This window comes from Gordonia insulae (assembly GCF_003855095.1).
Classification (GTDB): domain Bacteria; phylum Actinomycetota; class Actinomycetes; order Mycobacteriales; family Mycobacteriaceae; genus Gordonia; species Gordonia insulae.
The window spans coordinates 1,030,049-1,047,591 of the sequence record NZ_CP033972.1 but is presented as its reverse complement, the minus strand read 5'-3'; the positions used below and the strand labels follow the sequence as shown (position 1 = coordinate 1,047,591).

The 17,543-nt window shown below is 68.0% G+C and carries 16 protein-coding genes and 1 tRNA gene; 7 read left to right on the top strand and 10 right to left on the bottom strand.

Annotation, left to right across the window (positions count from 1 at the left end):
• Position 1 precedes the first annotated feature (1 nt).
• Together D7316_RS04795 and D7316_RS04790 are read left to right on the top strand one after the other, a co-directional pair.
• The gene (locus D7316_RS04795) at positions 2-277 is read left to right on the top strand and encodes a DUF5703 family protein (RefSeq protein ID WP_124707267.1); all 276 of its coding nucleotides are present in this window, start codon (positions 2-4) and stop codon (positions 275-277) included.
• Positions 271-1,377 carry a quinone-dependent dihydroorotate dehydrogenase gene (locus D7316_RS04790; RefSeq protein WP_124707266.1) on the top strand — a complete coding sequence of 369 codons (1,107 nt, stop codon included), beginning with the start codon at positions 271-273 and terminating at the stop codon, positions 1,375-1,377. The genes D7316_RS04795 and D7316_RS04790 overlap by 7 nt, the downstream gene beginning before the upstream one ends.
• Before the next feature lie 4 nt (positions 1,378-1,381).
• Here the strand turns inward: D7316_RS04790 and D7316_RS04785 are convergent, their stop codons facing one another.
• The 3 genes from D7316_RS04785 to D7316_RS04775 form a co-directional block, all read right to left on the bottom strand.
• A complete protein-coding gene (locus tag D7316_RS04785) occupies positions 1,382-3,265 on the bottom strand; it encodes a multicopper oxidase family protein (protein ID WP_164473725.1) in 1,884 nt (627 codons plus the stop codon).
• Positions 3,266-3,406: 141 nt separating this feature from the next.
• Complete coding sequence (locus D7316_RS04780) at positions 3,407-3,952, bottom strand: YbhB/YbcL family Raf kinase inhibitor-like protein (protein WP_124711117.1); 546 nt, start codon at positions 3,950-3,952, stop codon at positions 3,407-3,409.
• 74 nt (positions 3,953-4,026) lie between these two features.
• Positions 4,027-5,373 carry a M20/M25/M40 family metallo-hydrolase gene (locus D7316_RS04775; protein ID WP_124707264.1) on the bottom strand — a complete coding sequence of 449 codons (1,347 nt, stop codon included), beginning with the start codon at positions 5,371-5,373 and terminating at the stop codon, positions 4,027-4,029.
• A 67-nt stretch (positions 5,374-5,440) separates the two neighbouring features.
• Here D7316_RS04775 and D7316_RS04770 point away from each other — a divergent pair.
• The 3 genes from D7316_RS04770 to D7316_RS04760 all read left to right on the top strand — a co-directional run bounded on the left by D7316_RS04770 (position 5,441) and on the right by D7316_RS04760 (position 7,295).
• Positions 5,441-5,529: transfer RNA gene (locus D7316_RS04770), tRNA-Leu, on the top strand.
• A gap of 191 nt (positions 5,530-5,720) precedes the next feature.
• Positions 5,721-6,134, top strand: a complete 414-nt coding sequence (locus D7316_RS04765) for a Zn-ribbon domain-containing OB-fold protein (protein ID WP_124707263.1) — start codon at positions 5,721-5,723, stop codon at positions 6,132-6,134.
• Positions 6,135-6,149: 15 nt separating this feature from the next.
• Complete coding sequence (locus D7316_RS04760) at positions 6,150-7,295, top strand: thiolase family protein (RefSeq protein ID WP_124707262.1); 1,146 nt, start codon at positions 6,150-6,152, stop codon at positions 7,293-7,295.
• Positions 7,296-7,319: 24 nt separating this feature from the next.
• Here D7316_RS04760 and D7316_RS04755 read toward each other — a convergent pair whose 3' ends face one another.
• The gene (locus D7316_RS04755) at positions 7,320-8,267 is read right to left on the bottom strand and encodes a mechanosensitive ion channel family protein (protein ID WP_124707261.1); all 948 of its coding nucleotides are present in this window, start codon (positions 8,265-8,267) and stop codon (positions 7,320-7,322) included.
• A gap of 78 nt (positions 8,268-8,345) precedes the next feature.
• On the bottom strand, positions 8,346-9,623 hold the full coding sequence (locus tag D7316_RS04750) for a M23 family metallopeptidase (protein ID WP_232016770.1): 1,278 nt from the start codon (positions 9,621-9,623) through the stop codon (positions 8,346-8,348).
• A gap of 112 nt (positions 9,624-9,735) precedes the next feature.
• Here D7316_RS04750 and D7316_RS04745 point away from each other — a divergent pair, with 112 nt between their 5' ends.
• Together D7316_RS04745 and D7316_RS04740 are read left to right on the top strand one after the other, a co-directional pair.
• Positions 9,736-10,785, top strand: coding sequence for a nucleoside hydrolase (locus tag D7316_RS04745; protein ID WP_124707260.1), 1,050 nt, complete (start codon positions 9,736-9,738; stop codon positions 10,783-10,785).
• Positions 10,786-10,824: 39 nt separating this feature from the next.
• Positions 10,825-11,775: an LLM class F420-dependent oxidoreductase gene (locus D7316_RS04740; protein WP_124707259.1), complete on the top strand. Its 951-nt coding sequence runs from the start codon at positions 10,825-10,827 to the stop codon at positions 11,773-11,775.
• A 34-nt stretch (positions 11,776-11,809) separates the two neighbouring features.
• Here D7316_RS04740 and D7316_RS04735 read toward each other — a convergent pair whose 3' ends face one another.
• The 5 genes from D7316_RS04735 to D7316_RS04715 all read right to left on the bottom strand — a co-directional run bounded on the left by D7316_RS04735 (position 11,810) and on the right by D7316_RS04715 (position 17,300).
• Complete coding sequence (locus D7316_RS04735) at positions 11,810-12,670, bottom strand: siderophore-interacting protein (RefSeq protein ID WP_232016769.1); 861 nt, start codon at positions 12,668-12,670, stop codon at positions 11,810-11,812.
• A complete protein-coding gene (locus D7316_RS04730) occupies positions 12,667-14,001 on the bottom strand; it encodes a lysine N(6)-hydroxylase/L-ornithine N(5)-oxygenase family protein (protein ID WP_124707258.1) in 1,335 nt (444 codons plus the stop codon). The genes D7316_RS04735 and D7316_RS04730 overlap by 4 nt, the downstream gene beginning before the upstream one ends.
• A gap of 170 nt (positions 14,002-14,171) precedes the next feature.
• Positions 14,172-15,470 (bottom strand): cation:proton antiporter, encoded by a 1,299-nt coding sequence (locus D7316_RS04725; protein ID WP_124711114.1) that lies wholly within the window; start codon positions 15,468-15,470, stop codon positions 14,172-14,174.
• 46 nt (positions 15,471-15,516) lie between these two features.
• Positions 15,517-17,025, bottom strand: a complete 1,509-nt coding sequence (locus D7316_RS04720; RefSeq protein ID WP_124707257.1) for a tryptophan 7-halogenase — start codon at positions 17,023-17,025, stop codon at positions 15,517-15,519.
• Positions 17,022-17,300, bottom strand: a complete 279-nt coding sequence (locus D7316_RS04715; protein ID WP_124707256.1) for a phosphopantetheine-binding protein — start codon at positions 17,298-17,300, stop codon at positions 17,022-17,024. Before D7316_RS04715 ends, D7316_RS04720 begins: the two co-directional genes overlap by 4 nt.
• Positions 17,301-17,543: the final 243 nt, after the last annotated feature.

The following is a 17,543-nucleotide window of genomic DNA, read 5'->3' as shown; positions in this document are numbered from 1 at the left end:
CATGTCGCCTAGCGCACGATTCGGCTCGCGCCATCCACGCGGATGGGAGGTCACCACCGACGACCACGAATGTGTGCTGCTCACCCTGCCGCCCGACGTCACGCGGATCACCGCGTCGATGCGGCTGTCGATCGAGGCGGAGTTCGGCGGGTGGGAGCTCAAACGCGTCCGGCTCTACTCCGACGGCACCCGGAAAGTCCTGTTGCGCCGACGGAAACCGCCACGCATGCGCGGCCAGGTCCCGCACGCCCCCGATGCGGGGGCGGCCGCGTGCTGAGCCGGGTCAACCATCTCCTCTACCCGGTCCTGCTGCGGGCGATGTTCCTGTTGTCCCCGGAACGCATCCACTCGATCGCGGCCGGGGCCATCGGATTCACCGGCCGGAATCCAGTGCTGCGCTTCCTCGCCGCCAAGGTGTTCGCCACCCACGATCCGGTGCTGCGCCAACGTGTCTTCGGCGTCGACTTCCCCGCCCCACTGGGCCTCGCGGCCGGATTCGACAAGACCGCGTCCGCCGTGAACGCTTGGGGGCAACTGGGTTTCGGCTACGCCGAGATCGGCACGATCACCGGTCGCCCGCAACCGGGCAATCCCGCGCCGCGACTGTTCCGGCTGCCTGCGGACCGCGCACTGATCAACCGGATGGGGTTCAACAATCCCGGTGCGACCGTCGCCGCCGCGCACCTCGCGGCGCTTCGCCCCGGGCCGGTGAGCGTGCCCATCGGTGCGAACATCGGCAAGACGAAGGTCGTGCCGATCGAGGACGCGGTCGAGGACTATCGTTTCAGCGCCCGCAGGCTGGGTCCGCTGGCCGACTTCGTCGTCGTCAACGTCAGTTCACCCAACACACCCGGCCTGCGTGACCTGCAGGCCGTCGATTCGCTGCGGCCCATCCTCTCCGCGGTGCAGGCCGAGGTGAGCGTCCCCGTGCTGGTCAAGATCGCCCCCGATCTCGCCGACGAGGACATCGACGCGGTCGCCGATCTCGCCGTGGAACTCGGGTTGGCCGGCATCGTCGCGACCAACACGACGATCGACCGCGGCGGGTTGCGCACGCCCGCCGACGAGGTGGCGGCGATGGGCGCGGGCGGGTTGTCCGGCGCGCCGCTGGCCGATCGGTCCCTCGAGGTCCTGCGGCGCCTCCACGCGCGGGTGGGTGGACGCGTGACCCTGGTCAGCGCGGGTGGCATCGAGACCGCGGACCAGGCCTGGGAACGCATCTGTGCGGGCGCGAGCCTCCTGCAGGGTTACACCGGCTTCATCTACGGTGGCCCCTTGTGGGCCAAGGAGATCCACGACGGCCTCGCCGCGCGGGTGCGTGCCGCCGGTTTCGCCGGGGTGGCCGACGCGGTCGGCAGCGACGCCGTCTCGGGCTGACCGGTCAGGCTTTCACCCGGATCCGCTGCATCATGTCGTGATCCTCGTGGTCGAGGTTGTGGCAGTGCCACACATAGCCTTTGATCCCTGTGTGGTGGTGGCCGCGGTGGACCTGGTGGCGCGGGCCGGCACCGGCATGCGCACCGCCCGCCGACTCCATCCGGACCGACTCGGCACCCGCCGGCACCCGGATCACGGCATCCGGATCGAATCCCAGGTCCGACGCGGACGGCCATTCGACCAACAGGCTGGTCACCGAATCCTCCGGGCAGTGCACGGTGTCCTTGTACCCGCGTTCGGCCGGCTCCGGCGGCTGTGTCGGCCCGAAGACGAAACGATCCGCCGGAGGCGCCCACCGGCGGTCGACGTCGACCGGCGGCGGGTCGGCCGCCATGTACGCGGCGGAGTTCAGTGCCCGGCGCCCGATCACCCGGAACCTGGCGAGGTGGATGTGGATCGGATGTTCGAACGGCAGGGTGTTGACGATGTCCCATCGTTCGACCGTGCCCGCCCGGACGACCTCGACGTCGTCGGACATGAACCCGAGATTGTTGATGAGCAGCATCGCCCGGATCGGCAACGGCAACGAGTGCGCGGCGTTCGCCGTCCACATCAGCGTCATCGTGCGGCGACGCTGCGGCGGAGCGGGTTTCGGCAACGCCGGCGGGAGGCCCGGGCGACCCCGCAGGCGCGTCGGGACCGCGCCGGTGCGCATCGGCCGCCCCCGTGCCACGAATCGCATGACCGAGGTCAGCGGCGGGACCATGAACAGGGTGTTGCCGATGCTGTTCGACGCGACGTTGCACAGTTCCACCGCCTCTCCGTCGCCGAGCGAACCGAAATCGACGAGCACGTCGGCACGTTCGCCGGGAACCAGGGTGAGGGCGGTGATCGGTTCCGGATGTTCGAGCAGACCCTGGTCGCTGCCGATCACCCAGAAACGCATGCCGTTGCCGAAGGCCAGCCGAAACGTCCGTGAGTTCGCGCCGTTGCAGAGGCGCAGCCGGTACAGGCCGCGGGCGACGTCGTGCGTGGGCCACGCGACCCCGTTGACCACCGCGACGTCACCCCAGAGTCCGCCCTGGTTGCCGCCCTGCGGGAGGAAGACGACCTGCCGCGCCTGCAACGTGCCGTCGGCGTTGAACGTACGGTCGGCGATCATCAGCGGCAGTTCGTGGTCACCCGCCGGGAGTCCGAGCGGGTTGTCGGCGCGGCCGGTGTCGAACCGATCGCGCACGAGGTAGAAGCCCGCCAGCCCGGCCTGCACGTTGAGGCGGGTGATCCCCATCGCGTGATCGTGATACCAGAGGGTGGCGGCCTCCTGCCGGTTGTCGTACCGGTGCTGCGCGGTCGCGCCGGGGCGCCAACTGATCATCGGGTGGCCGTCGTGATCGGGCCGGGTCGGGGCGCCGTGCAGGTGGACCACCATGCGCGGACGCACCCGGTCGGCCTCGCCGACACCCATCATCGTGGTGTCCACGTCGGCGGCCAGCACATGGCGGCCGAGTTCGTTGCGGAAGCCGATCCGCGCCTCGACCTCCGACTGCGCTTCCAGGACGGGGCCGTTGATGTGCGGGCCGTATCCCCACGCGCGTGTGACGGGCAGATCCCGGTGATACCTGTGGACCGACTCCCGGGCCACGAGCAGACCACCGGCCGCCGCGCTCGGCATCACCACGAGGTCGTCGACGAATCGTGGCAGCTGCGGCGACGCGAAGTTCAGTGGACTGTTGAACGGTGGTTGGGGTTGTGGCGGCAGGTTACCCGGCAGCGGCGGCAACGGCACCGACGGTGGGCGAGCGGCTGCCGTACCCGCTGCCTCGGTCGCCGCCAGTCCACCGAGCGCGAGACCGCCGACCAGCAGTGCACGCCGCGAGATCTCCCCCACCACAGTCCCCCTCGAGTCCCCCGACAACATCTGAGCCGTGATGGTACCGATCGGCGTCCGGCCCCTCGGACGCCGATGGCGCACCGGTTGCCCGGCGCGCCATCGTGCGGGCGTGACGCGGACCCGTCCGCGCCCCGCCGCTCAGACGTCCTCGGAGGCCTGTTCGTAGGTGCCGACGATCGTCGCGCGCGCGATCGCGTGCGAGAAGAGGTTGAACCCCAGGTAGGCGGGCGTGGCACCGTCCGGCAGACCCAGCGATTCGACATCCACGGCGTGCACCACGACGAAATAGCGGTGCGGGCCGTGCCCCGGCGGCGGGGCCGCCCCGACGTAGCGCTTCATCGCCGCGTCGTTGGCGAGCGTGACGGCACCGTCGGGCAGGCCGCTGCCGGATTCGGCGCCGGCACCTTCGGGCAGCGACGTCACCGACGCCGGGACGTCGGCGACCGCCCAGTGCCAGAAGCCGGACGCGGTCGGCGCATCCGGATCGTAGACGGTCACCGCGAAACTCTTGGTGGCCGAAGGGAATCCGGACCAGCTCAGCTGCGGTGACAGGTCTTCGCCGCCGGCCCCCATCAGACCGCTCACCTGTTGGTTCCGCAGCGATCCACCGTCGGACATGCTGTCCGAGGTCAGCGTGAAGCCGGGCAGATCCGGCAGCGGGTCATAGGGATTGAAGGACATCAGATCACCTTTCTCGCGTCGCCGCGGGATTCGTCGACCGGACACCGACACCTCGTCGGCGCCCCGGTCGGGGTGGTTCAACTGTGCAACAGAAAGTGCTCGAACACCTTTGTTCCGAACAACACGGCATCGACGGGCACGCGCTCGTCGACGCCGTGGAACAGCGCCGCGAAGTCGAGGTCCGGCGGCAGTTGCAGGGGGGCGAAACCGAAGCATCGGACCCCGAGCTTCGCGAACGCCTTCGCGTCCGTGCCGCCCGAGAGCATGTACGGCACCGTCTTGCCCTGCGGATCGTGGGCGAGGATCGCATCGTTCATCGCATCGACGAGATGCCCGTCGAACGTGGTCTCGTACGAATCGAGATGGGTGATCCACTCGCGCCGCACGTTGGGGCCGAGGAGTTCGTCGATCTCCTTCTCGAATTCGGCCTGCCGGCCGGGCAACACCCGGCAGTCGATCACCGCCTCGGCCTTCTGCGGGATCACGTTGGCCTTGTAGCCCGCCTTCAGCATCGTCGGGTTCGCCGTGTCGCGCAGTGTCGCACCGATGATCCGGGCGAGGTTGCCGAGCTTGAACAAGGTCGTGTCCAGATCGGGTGCGTCCGGCCGCAGATCGAGGCCGGTCTCGCCGGACACCGCCGCGAGGAACTCGCTCACCGACTCGGTCATCACGAGCGGGAAGGTGTGTCGTCCGATCCGCGCGACGGCCTCGGCGACCTCGGTGACCGCGTTGTCCTCGTGCAGGAACGACCCGTGACCCGCGCTGGCGTCCGCCGTCAGCCGCATCCAGGACAGTCCCTTCTCGGCCGTCTCGACCAGATAGAGACGCCGCTGCTCGCCGTCCGGGCGGTCGACGGTCAGCGAGAATCCGCCGACCTCACCGACTGCCTCGGTGATGCCCTCGAACAGATCGGGGCGGTTGTCCACCAGCCAGTGCGACCCCCACGTCCCGCCGGCCTCCTCGTCGGCCAGGAAGGCGAAGACCAACTCGCGCGGCGGGACGGTGCCGTCGCGTTTGAACTGGCGCGCCAACGCCAGCGCCATCCCGACCATGTCCTTCATGTCGACGGCGCCACGGCCCCAGATGTAGCCGTCCTTCACCGACCCGGAGAACGGGTGAACGCTCCAGTCCGACGGTTCGGCCGGCACGACGTCGAGGTGCGAATGCACCAGCAGGGCGCCACGGTCGGAATCCGGGGGACCGGCGAGGCGGGCGAACACGTTGCCCCGCCCCGGCCGGCCTGACTCCACGTACTGGGTGGTGTACCCGACCTCCTCGAGAAGCTGCGCCACCCATTTGGCGCACTCTTCCTCGCCCCTGGTGGTCTCCGGCTCGCCGGTGTTGGTGGTGTCGAAACGGATCAGCCGACCGACGAGATCGACCACTTCGTCGACGGCGCGACCGGTATCGGGCTGGGAAGTCACCCCCCACTCCTACGGGATTTGGGATAGGCGGGCAACCTCGGTTACTGTGGTGCCGCACTGAAGACAGGTCCGAGTGGCGGAATGGCAGACGCGCTAGCTTGAGGTGCTAGTGCCCTATTAACGGGCGTGGGGGTTCAAGTCCCCCCTCGGACACCACATGGAAGACCCCGGCCGGCGGCCGGGGTCTTTTTTGTCCGTGCCGTCATCTGTTCATGTCCTTCTGTCCGTGCCCGCCAGGGCTGTCGGCGGTGGCTCGTCGTTGCACCGCGAGAATGACATTTCCATCTTCGGAATTGTAATATACGCTTGCGCAGAATCATTGATCGACCGATCGCGGAGGAATCGACATGCCCAAGGCGCTGGCGCCCGAGATCTCGACGTGGCCCGACAAGGAGGCGCAGCTCATCGGCAGCACGTGCGGCAGCTGCGAGTTCGTCACCTTCCCGGCGCAGAGCCACTGCCCCAAGTGCGGCACCGGCGGCATGGCCGACACCCGCCTGCCGCGCACCGGAACCCTCGTCGCATGGACGGTGCAGGGGTTCCCGCCGGGAGCGCCCTACGCGGGTCCCGTCGGCGACGATTTCGTGCCGTTCGGTGTCGGACTCGTCCAGCTCGATGACGTGGTGCGTGTCGAGGGCCGTCTCACCGAGAACGACCCCGCCCGACTGGCGTTCGGCCAGAAGGTCGAGCTGACCATGATCCCGTTCGCCACCGACGACGACGGCGACGAGATCTACACCTTCGCCTTCGCACCGGCCTGACCCGAGAGGACCCCCATGACGAACGACGTCGCCATCATCGGCGTAGGCCTGCATCCCTTCGGACGGTTCGACAAGACCGCGATGGAGATGGGTGCCGACGCCATCCAACTGGCGTTGACCGATGCCGGATTGACATGGCAGGACATTCAATTCGGCTTCGGCGGCAGCTACGAGATCTCCAACCCGGACGCGGTCACCCGCCTCGTCGGGCTCACCGGGATCACCTTCACCAACGTCTTCAACGCCTGCGCCACCTCGGCCAGCGCCATCCAACAGACCGCGGACACCATCCGTCTCGGCACCTACGACATCGGGATCGCCGTCGGGATGGACAAGCATCCGCGGGGCGCGTTCACCGACAATCCGGCGAAGCTCGCACTGCCCCAGTGGTATGCAGAGAACGGCCAGTTCCTGACCACCAAGTTCTTCGGGATGAAGGCCAATCGCTACATCCACGACCACAACATCTCCCCCGCCACCCTCGCGAAGGTCGCGGCGAAGAACTTCCGCAACGGGGAGCGCAATCCGAACGCCTTCCGCCGCAGCCCGATTCCGGAAGAGACCATCCTCGGCTCGCCGATGGTCAACTACCCGTTGACCCAGTACATGTTCTGCTCGCCCGACGAGGGCGCGGCTGCGGTGATCATGTGTCGCGGCGACCTGGCGCACAAGTTCACCGACAAGCCGGTCTTCTTGCGCGCCAGTGAGATCCGCACCCGACGGTACGGCGCCTACGAGGTGCACGCGACGTCGGCGCCGATCGAGGAGGACGTGTCGCCGACCGTCTACGCCGCGAAGGCGGCCTACGAGCGCGCCGGCATCGGGCCCGAGGACATCGACATCGCACAACTGCAGGACACCGACGCGGGCGCCGAGATCATCCACATGGCCGAGACCGGACTGTGCAAGGACGGCGAGCAGGAACAGCTGCTCGCCGACGGCGCGACCGAGATCACCGGGTCGATCCCGATCAACACCGATGGCGGTCTGATCGCCAACGGCGAGCCCATCGGGGCGTCCGGCCTACGTCAGATGCACGAACTCGTGCGCCAACTCCGCGGGGAGGCCGGCGACCGACAGGTGCCGGGCAATCCCAGGGTCGGGCTCGCGCAGGTCTACGGGGCACCCGGGACGGCGTCGGCAACCATCGTGTCGCGCTGACCGGACGCGCCGGGCCGCGGGGCCCTACTCCGCGGATCCCGGCGCGGCGCCGACGAAACGCCCCAACGGATGCGGCAGTTCGATGCCGTGCTCCTCGTAGGACTGCAGGATCGCGCGGCGTAGCAGCCGCTGCGTCGCCCACTGGGTGTTCGGCTTGGTCTTCACGGTCAGACGCAGCGTGATCTGATACGGCGACACCTCCTGGACGCCGAGCATCTCGGCCTGCCCGAGGACGTCGCCGACCACCGGCTCCTCGGCCAACGCCGCGTTGGCCGCGGTCAGCGCGACCTCCTCGGCCCGGTCGATGTCGGCGGTGGGTGCGACGAGGACCTCGACACGGGCGACGGCGTACTCCTGACTCATGTTGCCGACCCGCACGATCTCGCCGTTGCGCACGTACCAGAGGGTGCCGTCGATGTCGCGCAGCGTGGTGACCCGTAGGCCGACGGACTCGACCTCGCCTGCGGCCTCGCCGAGGTCGACGACGTCGCCGACGCCGTACTGGTCCTCGAGGAGCATGAACACACCGGACACGAAGTCGCGGACCAGGTTCTGCGCGCCGAAACCGATCGCCAGACCCACGATGCCGGCCGAGGCGATGAACGGTGCGATGTTGACGCCGAGCACACTGAGGACCGACAGGATCACCCAGGCCAGCAGGATGATCGAGACCGTCGACTTGAGCACCGAACCGATGGTCTTGGCGCGCTGGGCTCGACGTTCCATCACCGCGGCGCTACGGCCCGACGACGGCGTACGTTCACGCAGGTGCCGCAGCAGGGCCGGTTTCCGCGACTCCGAGCTGCTCCCGGTCGCCGGCTGGGGACGTCTGGTGGCGCGGTCGATCGCACGATGCAACAGGAACCGCACGATGAGCGCCACGGCGATGTAGGCCACGATCCTGATCGGATTCTCGATGAGCCACTCGCGGTTTGTCTCCGTCCATTCGAATGCGATGTCGTGTGCCGTCATGACTCCGACCGTACGGATGAGGACGCGCATGTCCAGCCGAGCGCGCCCGCGATGACGATTGGGCTGCCGACGGCCCGCTCAGCCTGCGGCGAACGTCACGACGTTCTGATCGAGGATCATCTCGTCCGTGCGCTCGCCGGTCGGCGCGCCCGGGGCCATGACCAGCGGCACGCCCTCCCCCTCGGCGGCGTCGAATGCGGCGGTGCTCGCGACGCGTCCGGTGATGGTGAATCGGTGGGTGACGCTGGGCACACCTTGCGAGGCGAGGAACGACGGGCCGTTCATCACGTGCACGTGCAGGTGTGGGGCCACCGAGTTCCCGGTGTTGCCGACCTTGCCGATCACGTCGCCCTGACGGATCCGGTCCCCGGGGGCGAAGCGCACCGAGCCGGGTTGCATGTGGGCGTAGTTGACGTAGAAGCCGTCGCCGATGTCGAGCACCAGGTTGTTGCCGTCGGCGTCGGCGATGTCGATGCCCTCGGGATAGGTGCCCGGCGTCTGTTCGGGGAGGTCGTTGCGGCTGGCCACCACCGTGCCGTCGGCCACCGCGAGGGCATCGTCGCCGAAGATCTGGTAGCTCGACGGGTCCCGACGATCGCCGACGTAGATGCGACCCTGCGCATCGGCCTGCTCCCAGTCGACGGCATATCGCTGTGCCAGCTCCGGTGCGCCGTTGACCGGCAGCATCGCTCGGGTGTGCCGGACGGCATCGCAACAGGCGTCGGCCGCGATGTAACGCTCGCCCCGCAGCGGCGCGCCCAGCACCGGCACCGTGCGGTCGTCGACCTCGGTCGGCGCGATCCTCTCGGTGATCGTCTGCTCGCCGGACGGGCCGGTCACGCGGACGGCGACCTCGTGGATGAGCTCAGCCGGCGGTGTCGCGCCCCCGGGCAGCGTCACGTGGAGAAACAATGTGCCCACCTGACCGCCGCCGAGGATGTTCGAATAACCCTCCGGTGCCCCGGGCGTGACGCTCACCGGGCGACCGACGGGCTTGAGTCGTGCCGCGACCGCCGACGCGTCCAGGGATTCCAACGAGGCGTCGCCGGCCGCGTCGAGGACGCGGACCGAGCTGACCGTGGCGTCCGTGGGCGTGAAATTGGTCAGCGTGACCTCGTAGACGAGGTGCGTGTCGCCATCGGAACCCGCGAAAGGCGTCGGGTCGAACATCACCGAGCCCACCACCGGGGTCACCACCGGCTCGGGCGGTGCGCCGGACGCCGCGGAATCCGCTGCGGTGTCCGACCCCGGGCTCGAAGCCGAACCGGCGGATTGCTCATCCGACGCGCAGCCCGCGGCCACCGCCACCGCGACGACGGCGAGGACGACCCGCATGTGACGACCGATCGTGATCATCGACTCTCGATTCTGCCGGGCATACGTCGATACCGGATACGGGGATACCCGGGTACGGAGATCGTAATGTCCCCGATCGCACGTCAGGACCGTTACCGGGGACAATGGCCGGGTGACCCGCCTCTTCTTCGACTGCGACACCGGGATCGACGACTCTCTCGCCCTCCTGTATCTGCTCGCGCGCCGCGACGTGGACCTCATCGGCATCGCTTCCACGGCCGGCAACGTCCCGGTCGACGTCGTCGCCGCCAACAATCTGGCCTGGCTCGAGCTGTGTGGCCGCACGGACATCCCGGTTCACATCGGTTCGGCCACACCGCTGGTCGCCGAACTGATGACCACCGAGGACACCCACGGTCCGCTCGGCGTCGGCTACGCCGAGCTGTCCCCGAGCATGCTGTCGCCGAGCCCCCTCGACTCCGCGGACGCCTGGATCGAGGCCGCCGCGACGTACCCCGGCGAACTGATCGGGCTGGTGACGGGTCCACTGACGTCGCTGGCCGCGGCGGTGCGCCGGGATCCCGGCCTGCCCCACCGACTGGCCCGGCTGGTGACCATGGGCGGTGCATTCCATGTGCACGGCAACACCACCCCCACGTCGGAGTGGAATGTCGCGGTGGATCCAGAGGCGGCCGCCGAGGTCTTCGACGCCGCCGGCGTGCAACCGCCGATCATCTGTCCGCTCGACCTCACCGAGTCGGTGGCTCTGACGCCCGACCACCTCGTCCGGCTGGCCGCGGCGGCGGGCAGCAATCCGGTCGAATGCCCCGATGCCGGCGACGAGCTCGGCCTGCGCTCGGTGGCCGACAACGTGCTGATACGGCACGTCACCGATGCGCTGCGCTTCTACCTCGAGTTCCACCACGCACATGACGAGGGATACATCGCCCATCTGCACGACCCCTTCGCCGCGCTCGTCGCGCTGGCGCCCGACATCGTGACCACCATCCCCGCCCGGGTCGGTGTGGAGCTGACCGGCACGCTCACCCGGGGCATGACGGTGGCCGACGAGCGGTCGATGACCGGCGAACCCAACGCGCGGATCGCCATGGCGACAGACGTCGACGCGGTCTTCGACGAACTGCTGGGCACGATCGCGGAGTTCGCCAGATCGTTTGCACCATCCGGCAATTCCGACAATGCACCCACAGCGACCCGCTGATCGGGGGCATCCGCACCACCACGGGAGTAGCGTCGAGATGTGACCAGACTCGGCTACCAGATCCCCAATTTCACCTACCCCGACGTCGCCGCCGACCAACTCTTCCCGACGGTCGTCGCGCAGGCCGTCGAGGCGGAACGGTCCGGATTCGACACGGTCCTGGTGATGGACCACTTCTACCAACTGCCCATCCTCGGCTCCCCGGACGAGGCGATGTTCGAGTGCTACACGCTGCTGTCCGCGCTCGCACAGCACACGACCGAGGTGCGACTGTCAGCGCTCGTCACCGGCAACACCTATCGGCACCCGACGCTGCTCGCCAAGACTGTCACCGCCCTCGACGTGGTGTCCGGCGGCCGCGGTCAGTTGGGTATCGGCGCAGGCTGGTTCGAGCTCGAACACGACTCCCTCGGCTACGAGTTCGGCACCTTCACGGACCGATTCGAGAAACTGGAGGAATCGCTGCAGATCGTGCTCGGAATGCTGAACAGGTCCACGCCGAGCCTCGACGGGAAGTGGTACCAGGTCGACGAGGCGATGAATGTGCCTGCGCCGCTCTCGAAGATCCCGGTGATGATCGGGGGTGGCGGCGAACGCAAGACGCTGCGGATGGTCGCCCAGTACGCGGACGAATCGAACCTGATCTGCGCAGTCGGGGACATCGGCCGCAAACTCGACGCGCTGGCCGGCCACTGTGAGCGGCTCGGCCGCAACCGCTCCGAGATCACGGTCAGTCTGCAGACGTCGGCATGTATCGCACCGACCCATGATGAGGCGGTCGCGGAGTTCGAGGCCTACCTGGCGCGGAATCCGGCCGCCGAGGTGCGCCGGGAGTCGACCATCGTCGGCGACTCGGACGAGGTGGCCGCACGCTTCGGCGAGTTGCTGGCGACCGGGATCGACGGCGTCACCGTCAACGCGCCGGCCAACGGACATGTCCCGGGACGGGTGTCACTGCTGGGCCAGACCCTCGCGCCGCTGATCGGATAGCCGGGCCTCGGTCGCGTTCTGGCCGGACGGCGACTCAGTCCTCGCCGTCGGCCTCGTGGTGGTCCAGGTTGACCGTTCCCGCCCGCCAATAGCCGTCGACCTTGACGCGTTGCTTCGGCAGCCCGAGTTCGCGCCGCAGATGGCGGCGGACCGGCTTGAGCGAATTGGCCTCCCCGGCCACCCAGCTGAAGAAGTCCCCACCCGGCAGAGGGTGATCGCGAATCGCCTCATACAGCAGGGTGCTGTTACCCGGTGCAGCCGAACCACGATGCAGCACATGCACTTCGGCGCCGGCGCGAGCCGGGAGCTCGATCTCGGCAGCCGGACCGGACACTTCGACGAAGGCGATGACCGGCTTGTCGGCGGGCAGCTCCTCCAACCAGCGCGTCAACGCGGGCAACGCGGTGTCGTCGGCGCCGAGCAGATACCAGTCATAACCCGTCGGGAAGATGGTGGAGCCGCGCGGCCCGAGCATGCCCAGGCGCTCGCCGGGACGCGCGCTCATCGCCCAGGAACCGGCCACCCCGTGGGTGTGCAGGACGAAGTCGACGTCCAGCAGCCCCGCGGCGCGATCGTAGGCACGCACGGTGTAGTCCCGATAGATCGGATGGCGGCCCTCCGCCGGGAGGCGCATGCCCTCCGGACCGATTCCGGGCATGACGATCTCGCCGGTCTCCGCGTCCGGGAAGAACAGCTTGATGTGGTCGTCGGTGGCCATTTCTACGAAATGGAACTCCTCGGGCGCGGTGATCGCGAACCGCACGCGACGCATCTCCGCACTGAGATCGGTGGTCTCGACCACCTCGACCGTGCGGGGCTCGAGGTCGTACATGGTCAACCGGATCTCGGCGGGGTCCGGCGTGAGATCGAGCGGGGCGGAATCGGCGCGGGTCACCGGAACCCGTCCCGACTGTTCGCGGGCTCCCCCGACACGTCGACCATGTCCGGCACCGTGCCCGCGGACACCAGTGCACGGCCGTCGACGATGGCGTGCACGATCTCACCGGAGCGGATCGCGACGTTCGACAGCAACGTCGACGTCAGGCCATGGGTGTGTTCGGAGTTGCCCTGGACGAAGATCTGCCCGCCGACCACATCGTCGGTCTGCACGCGGTACTGGCGATCCAGCACCGGACGACCATGTCGATCCTCCTGGCAGTGGGCGGCGAGATCACCGACCATGTCGGACAACGGCGTCGGCTCGAACCCGGTGGCGAAGATCACCGCGTCGCACTCCAGTACGGTCTCGGAACCGGTGAGCCGGTTGATGATCCGGATGCGCGTGGCGTCGTCGGTCTCGTCCAGTTCGACGATCTCGCTGGCGCCGTGGACGAAGAGTCGACGAGCACCGTCGACCCTCTCGGTGTACTCACGTCGGTACAGATCCTCGATCAGGACCGGATCCACGGCCGAGTAGTTGGTGCTGCGGTGATAGTGCAGCAGGCGCTCGCGCCATGCCGGGTCGGCCGAGAAGTACTCGTCGACGGCCTCGGGGTCGAAGACGCGGTTCGCATACGGACTGTCGTCGGCCGGTGTGTACCCGTACTTGGCGAAGACGGCATGGATCTCCGCGTCGGTCTCATCGTGCAGGTAGGCGGCCACCTCGGCCGCGCTCTGTCCCGCGCCGATCACCGCGTAACGACGGTGGTGGTGACTCGGCACGTCCGCGAACCGGGACAGCATCTGATGGTTGTGGAAGACACGGGGGCCGGCGGAGATACCTGCGGGCAGTTTCGATCGGAGACCGCCGCCCAGGACAACATTGCGCGCCCGGACCACGCCCTGCGACCTCGAGGTGACCTCGAAGTGGCCATCCGCCCATCGCACACCGGTCACCTCGGTGGAGTACTCCACCGGGAGGTCGACCCGATCGGCGGCCCAGCACAGATAGTCGTGGAACTCCGCACGCAACGGGAAGAAGTCCTGCCGATTGATGAAGTGGGTCAACCGCCCTCGCTCGGCGAGGTAGCTGAGAAAGGTGTAGGCGCTGCGCGCGTTGCGCTGCGTGGCCAGGTCCTTCAGAAAGGACACCTGCATCGTCGTGCCGGGCAACAGCATGCCCGAGTGCCACCCGAATGCGTCCTTCTTCTCGAAGAACCGCGCGGCGACCGTCTCGTGCGGACCGGCGGTGAGATTGTGCTCCTCGATCGCGATCGCCAGCGCCAGATTCGAGGGTCCGAACCCGATGCCGACCAGATCGACCACGGGGGAATAGTCACTGCACAAGCGTTTGCTCCTCTGGGTCGTTGTGAGACGGTGCGTCGCCCTGGTGGGCCGCAGCGTCGTGTGTGACCGCGTCATCCGGCAGGACGCGCTCGTTCGCCAGACTGTAGGTAAGACTATCCTAAGCACGATGCGCTTGCTGCATCGCCCTCACCGCCGTGGCACACGCACGATCACGAGCGGCGGGCGGGCGGCGGCACCGCCATGTTCCCCATCGAATCCGCGTGCCGCGGCCCGTTCGTCGATGCCTCGGCACGCTGCGCGGGCACTGATGCCGACTCGAATCGGCGCGTGGTGAACACCAGCATCGGCCCGGCCATGATCGACGTCGTCAGGGCGAGCAGCACGATGATCGCGTAGACGGGGTCGGTGAACACGCCGAGTTGCAGACCGATCGCCGCGAGGATGATCTCGACGATCCCGCGGGCATTGAGTCCCGAGCCCAGCGCCATCGCCTCCCAGTGGCCGACGCCGGCCAGCCGGGCCCCGACGTATCCGCCGGCGAGCTTGGTGCTCACCGCGACGACGAGGACGACCGCGGCCAGCAGCGCGGTGGCCGACTCACCCAGCAGCGTGAGATCCAGATGCAGCCCGGCCGTGGCGAGGAAGACGGGTGCGAGGACCGCCGTGGTGACGGTTTGCAGGGGTGCGAGCACCCCGCTGCCACGGCGGCCGACCATCAGGCCCGCCAGGAACGCGCCCAGTGCGGCCTCGAGATGGAGTGCGTCGGTCACCGCGGCGGCCCCGACGATGAGGACGACGACGATCGCGTTGACGTACCCGCCGTGCGCCGAACCCTCCAGGCGGTCCAGCCCTTTCCGAACCCACGGGCGCAACAACCAGGTTGCCGTCACCACCGCCACCAGGGAGATCCCGGTCAGCGGGAGTTGCCATCCGCGCAGGCCGACGGTGGCCATCGCCGACACCATGGCCAGCAACATCCAGGCGCCGACGTCGCTGAGCGTGCCGGCGCTCAGGATCACCTGACCGATCTCCTTGCGGAGCAGGTCGAGGTCGGTGAGGATCTTCGCGATCACGGGGATCGCACTGACCGACATGGCGGTGCCGAGCAGGAGCGCGAACTCCAGCGCGGTCGACTCCGCGCCGTGAAATCGTTCCGGCACAAGAAAGCCCACACCGATCCCGCAGGCAAGCGGGATGGCGAACGACCACACGCTGACCGAAGCGATGACCCGGCGGCGGGCCCGCAGCACACCGGAGTCGAGTTCCGCGGCCGCGAGTCCCACCAAGAGCAGGACGCCGAGTTGCCCGATGCCGGTCACCAGTGCCGACGGGTCACCGTTGTCGGGAAAGAGGTTCGCCGCCCCGTCGGGCCAGACCCAGCCCAACAGCGACGGGCCCAGCACGACACCGGCGAGGAGTTCGCCGACCATCGCGGGCAGGCCCACCCGGCGGGCGATCATCCCCAGCACCACCGCGGCGCCGAGGATGATCGCCAATTGGGTGAGCATCACGGCGCAAGAGCGGGTCTCGCGGCCACGCGTCGATTCGGACGGATCACACCGAGACCGTGGCCGGTTCGGCCCAGGCGAGTCCGTCCGCCGACGGGACGAGACCGCCGTCGAGCAGCGGCGGCTCGATCGTTCCGTCGCCCGACGCCCCGCGCGCCTGGAAGGCGTTCATCTCCTCCATCACGTCGCGCACGACCGGCGCACTGAACATGTGGCCCATCCGCTGGCCGGAATCGGTGTCCATGCCGCCGGTCTTCTCGGTCGCCTCGGTGAGCGCCCGGGTCGAGGCGCTGAACTTCTCGATGATCTGGTCCGGGTCGGTCAGTACGTCTTCACCCGAGTAGCCGCCGGCCACCAGCGAGACGAACGACGCCAGGTCGGTGCGGTCGAAGTTGGTGACCTTGCGTGCCTTCCAGAAGTACGAGTCCTCGGACTGCTCCATGTCGTAGAACGCGGAGAGGAACTCGTAGAACACCGCGTACTCGCGGCGATAGCGCCCCTCGAACTCTCCGAAGGCCCGTTCTTCGGTCATCGAGCCGGACAGCACACTGTTGATCGACCGCGCGGCCAGCACACCGGAATAGGTGGCGAGATGCACGCCCGTCGAGAAGACCGGGTCGATGAAGCAGGCGGCATCGCCGACGAGGACCGTGCCGTTGCCCCAGAACCTGGTGTTGGCGTACGAGTAGTCCTTGCGCAGACGGATCTCGCCATACGTGCCCTCGGTCACCCGGGTGGCATCGGCCAGCATGTCCTTCACGAGTCCGCAGCGGTCGATGTAGTGGCGCAGCGTCTCTTCCTGGGCGTTCAGCTTGTCCGCCTTCTCTTTCGAGATGACGGCGCCGACGCTGGTGAGCGTGTCCGACAGTGGGATGTACCACATCCACCCTTCGTCGAACGCCGCGCAGAGGATGTTGCCCGAGTCCGGCGCGGGCAGCCGCTTGCCGTTCTCGAAGTAGCCGAAGATGGCGACGTTCTGGAAGAAGTCCGAGTAGATCCGCTCTCCGCCGGCGTATTTCGACAACCGGGTCGTGTTGCCCGAGGCGTCGACGACGTATTTCGCCCGCAGATGACGGTCCACGCGGTCACCGTCGACGTAGCGGACGCCCACGACGCGTCCGTTCTCGTCCTGTTCGGTGCCGTTGACCCGGCAGTTCTGCCGCACGTCGACACCGGATTCGGCGGAGTGTTCGAGCAGGATGTTGTCGAATTTCATGCGCTCGACCTGGTATGCGTAGGAGCCTTCGCCCGCGAACTCCGGCGAGATGGCGAACAGGAAGTTCCACGGCACCGGATTCTTACCCCAACGGAAGCTTCCGCCCCGCTTGTGCATGAAGCCCGCGTCCTTGATCTTCTGATCCACGCCGAGGAGACGGCACACCCCGTGAATCGTGGACGGCAGCAACGATTCACCGATCTGGTACCGAGGGAAGGTCTCCTTCTCCAGCTGGACCACCCGATGCCCGCTCTTGGCCAGCAGGGTCGCGACGGTCGAGCCACCCGGCCCACCGCCCACGACCACGACGTCGACGTCCTCGATGGTGGTCGATGTCATCGGTCCGCCCCCTGGGTGTGACCCGCTGCGGCCGCGTCCTCGGTCAGCTCGCGCACCCACGCACCGACCACGGGATCCGATGCCAGCGCGACGAGATCCGCCTTGACCGCCCCGGCCGCGCGCCATCGCTCGATCAGCGACATCAGTCGGACGGAGTCGAGACCGACATCGAGAACGTTCGTGTCGTCGCCGATCTCCTCGACGGGTACCTGCAGGATCTCGGCGATGTCGCCGATGATCCGTTCCCTGGTCAGAGTCGAACTGGTCGTCGCCATATGGTGTTTCCTCATTTCCGCCATCCCGGGATGGCCTCTACTGCGGAGCTTCTCGAAGGGCGCCGCGCGGCAGTGCGACCCGAATCGTCGGCAGCATTCCGACCCGCTCCCGCCCCGGCGCCAGCACGTTACATCGCTTAGCCTAACCTTCCTTACCATCCCCCTCATGTCCAGATCGACTAAGTCACCGTCTAGGAGTCGGATTGGGAGGGCAGCAAAAGATTGGGTAGGCTAAGCTACTGT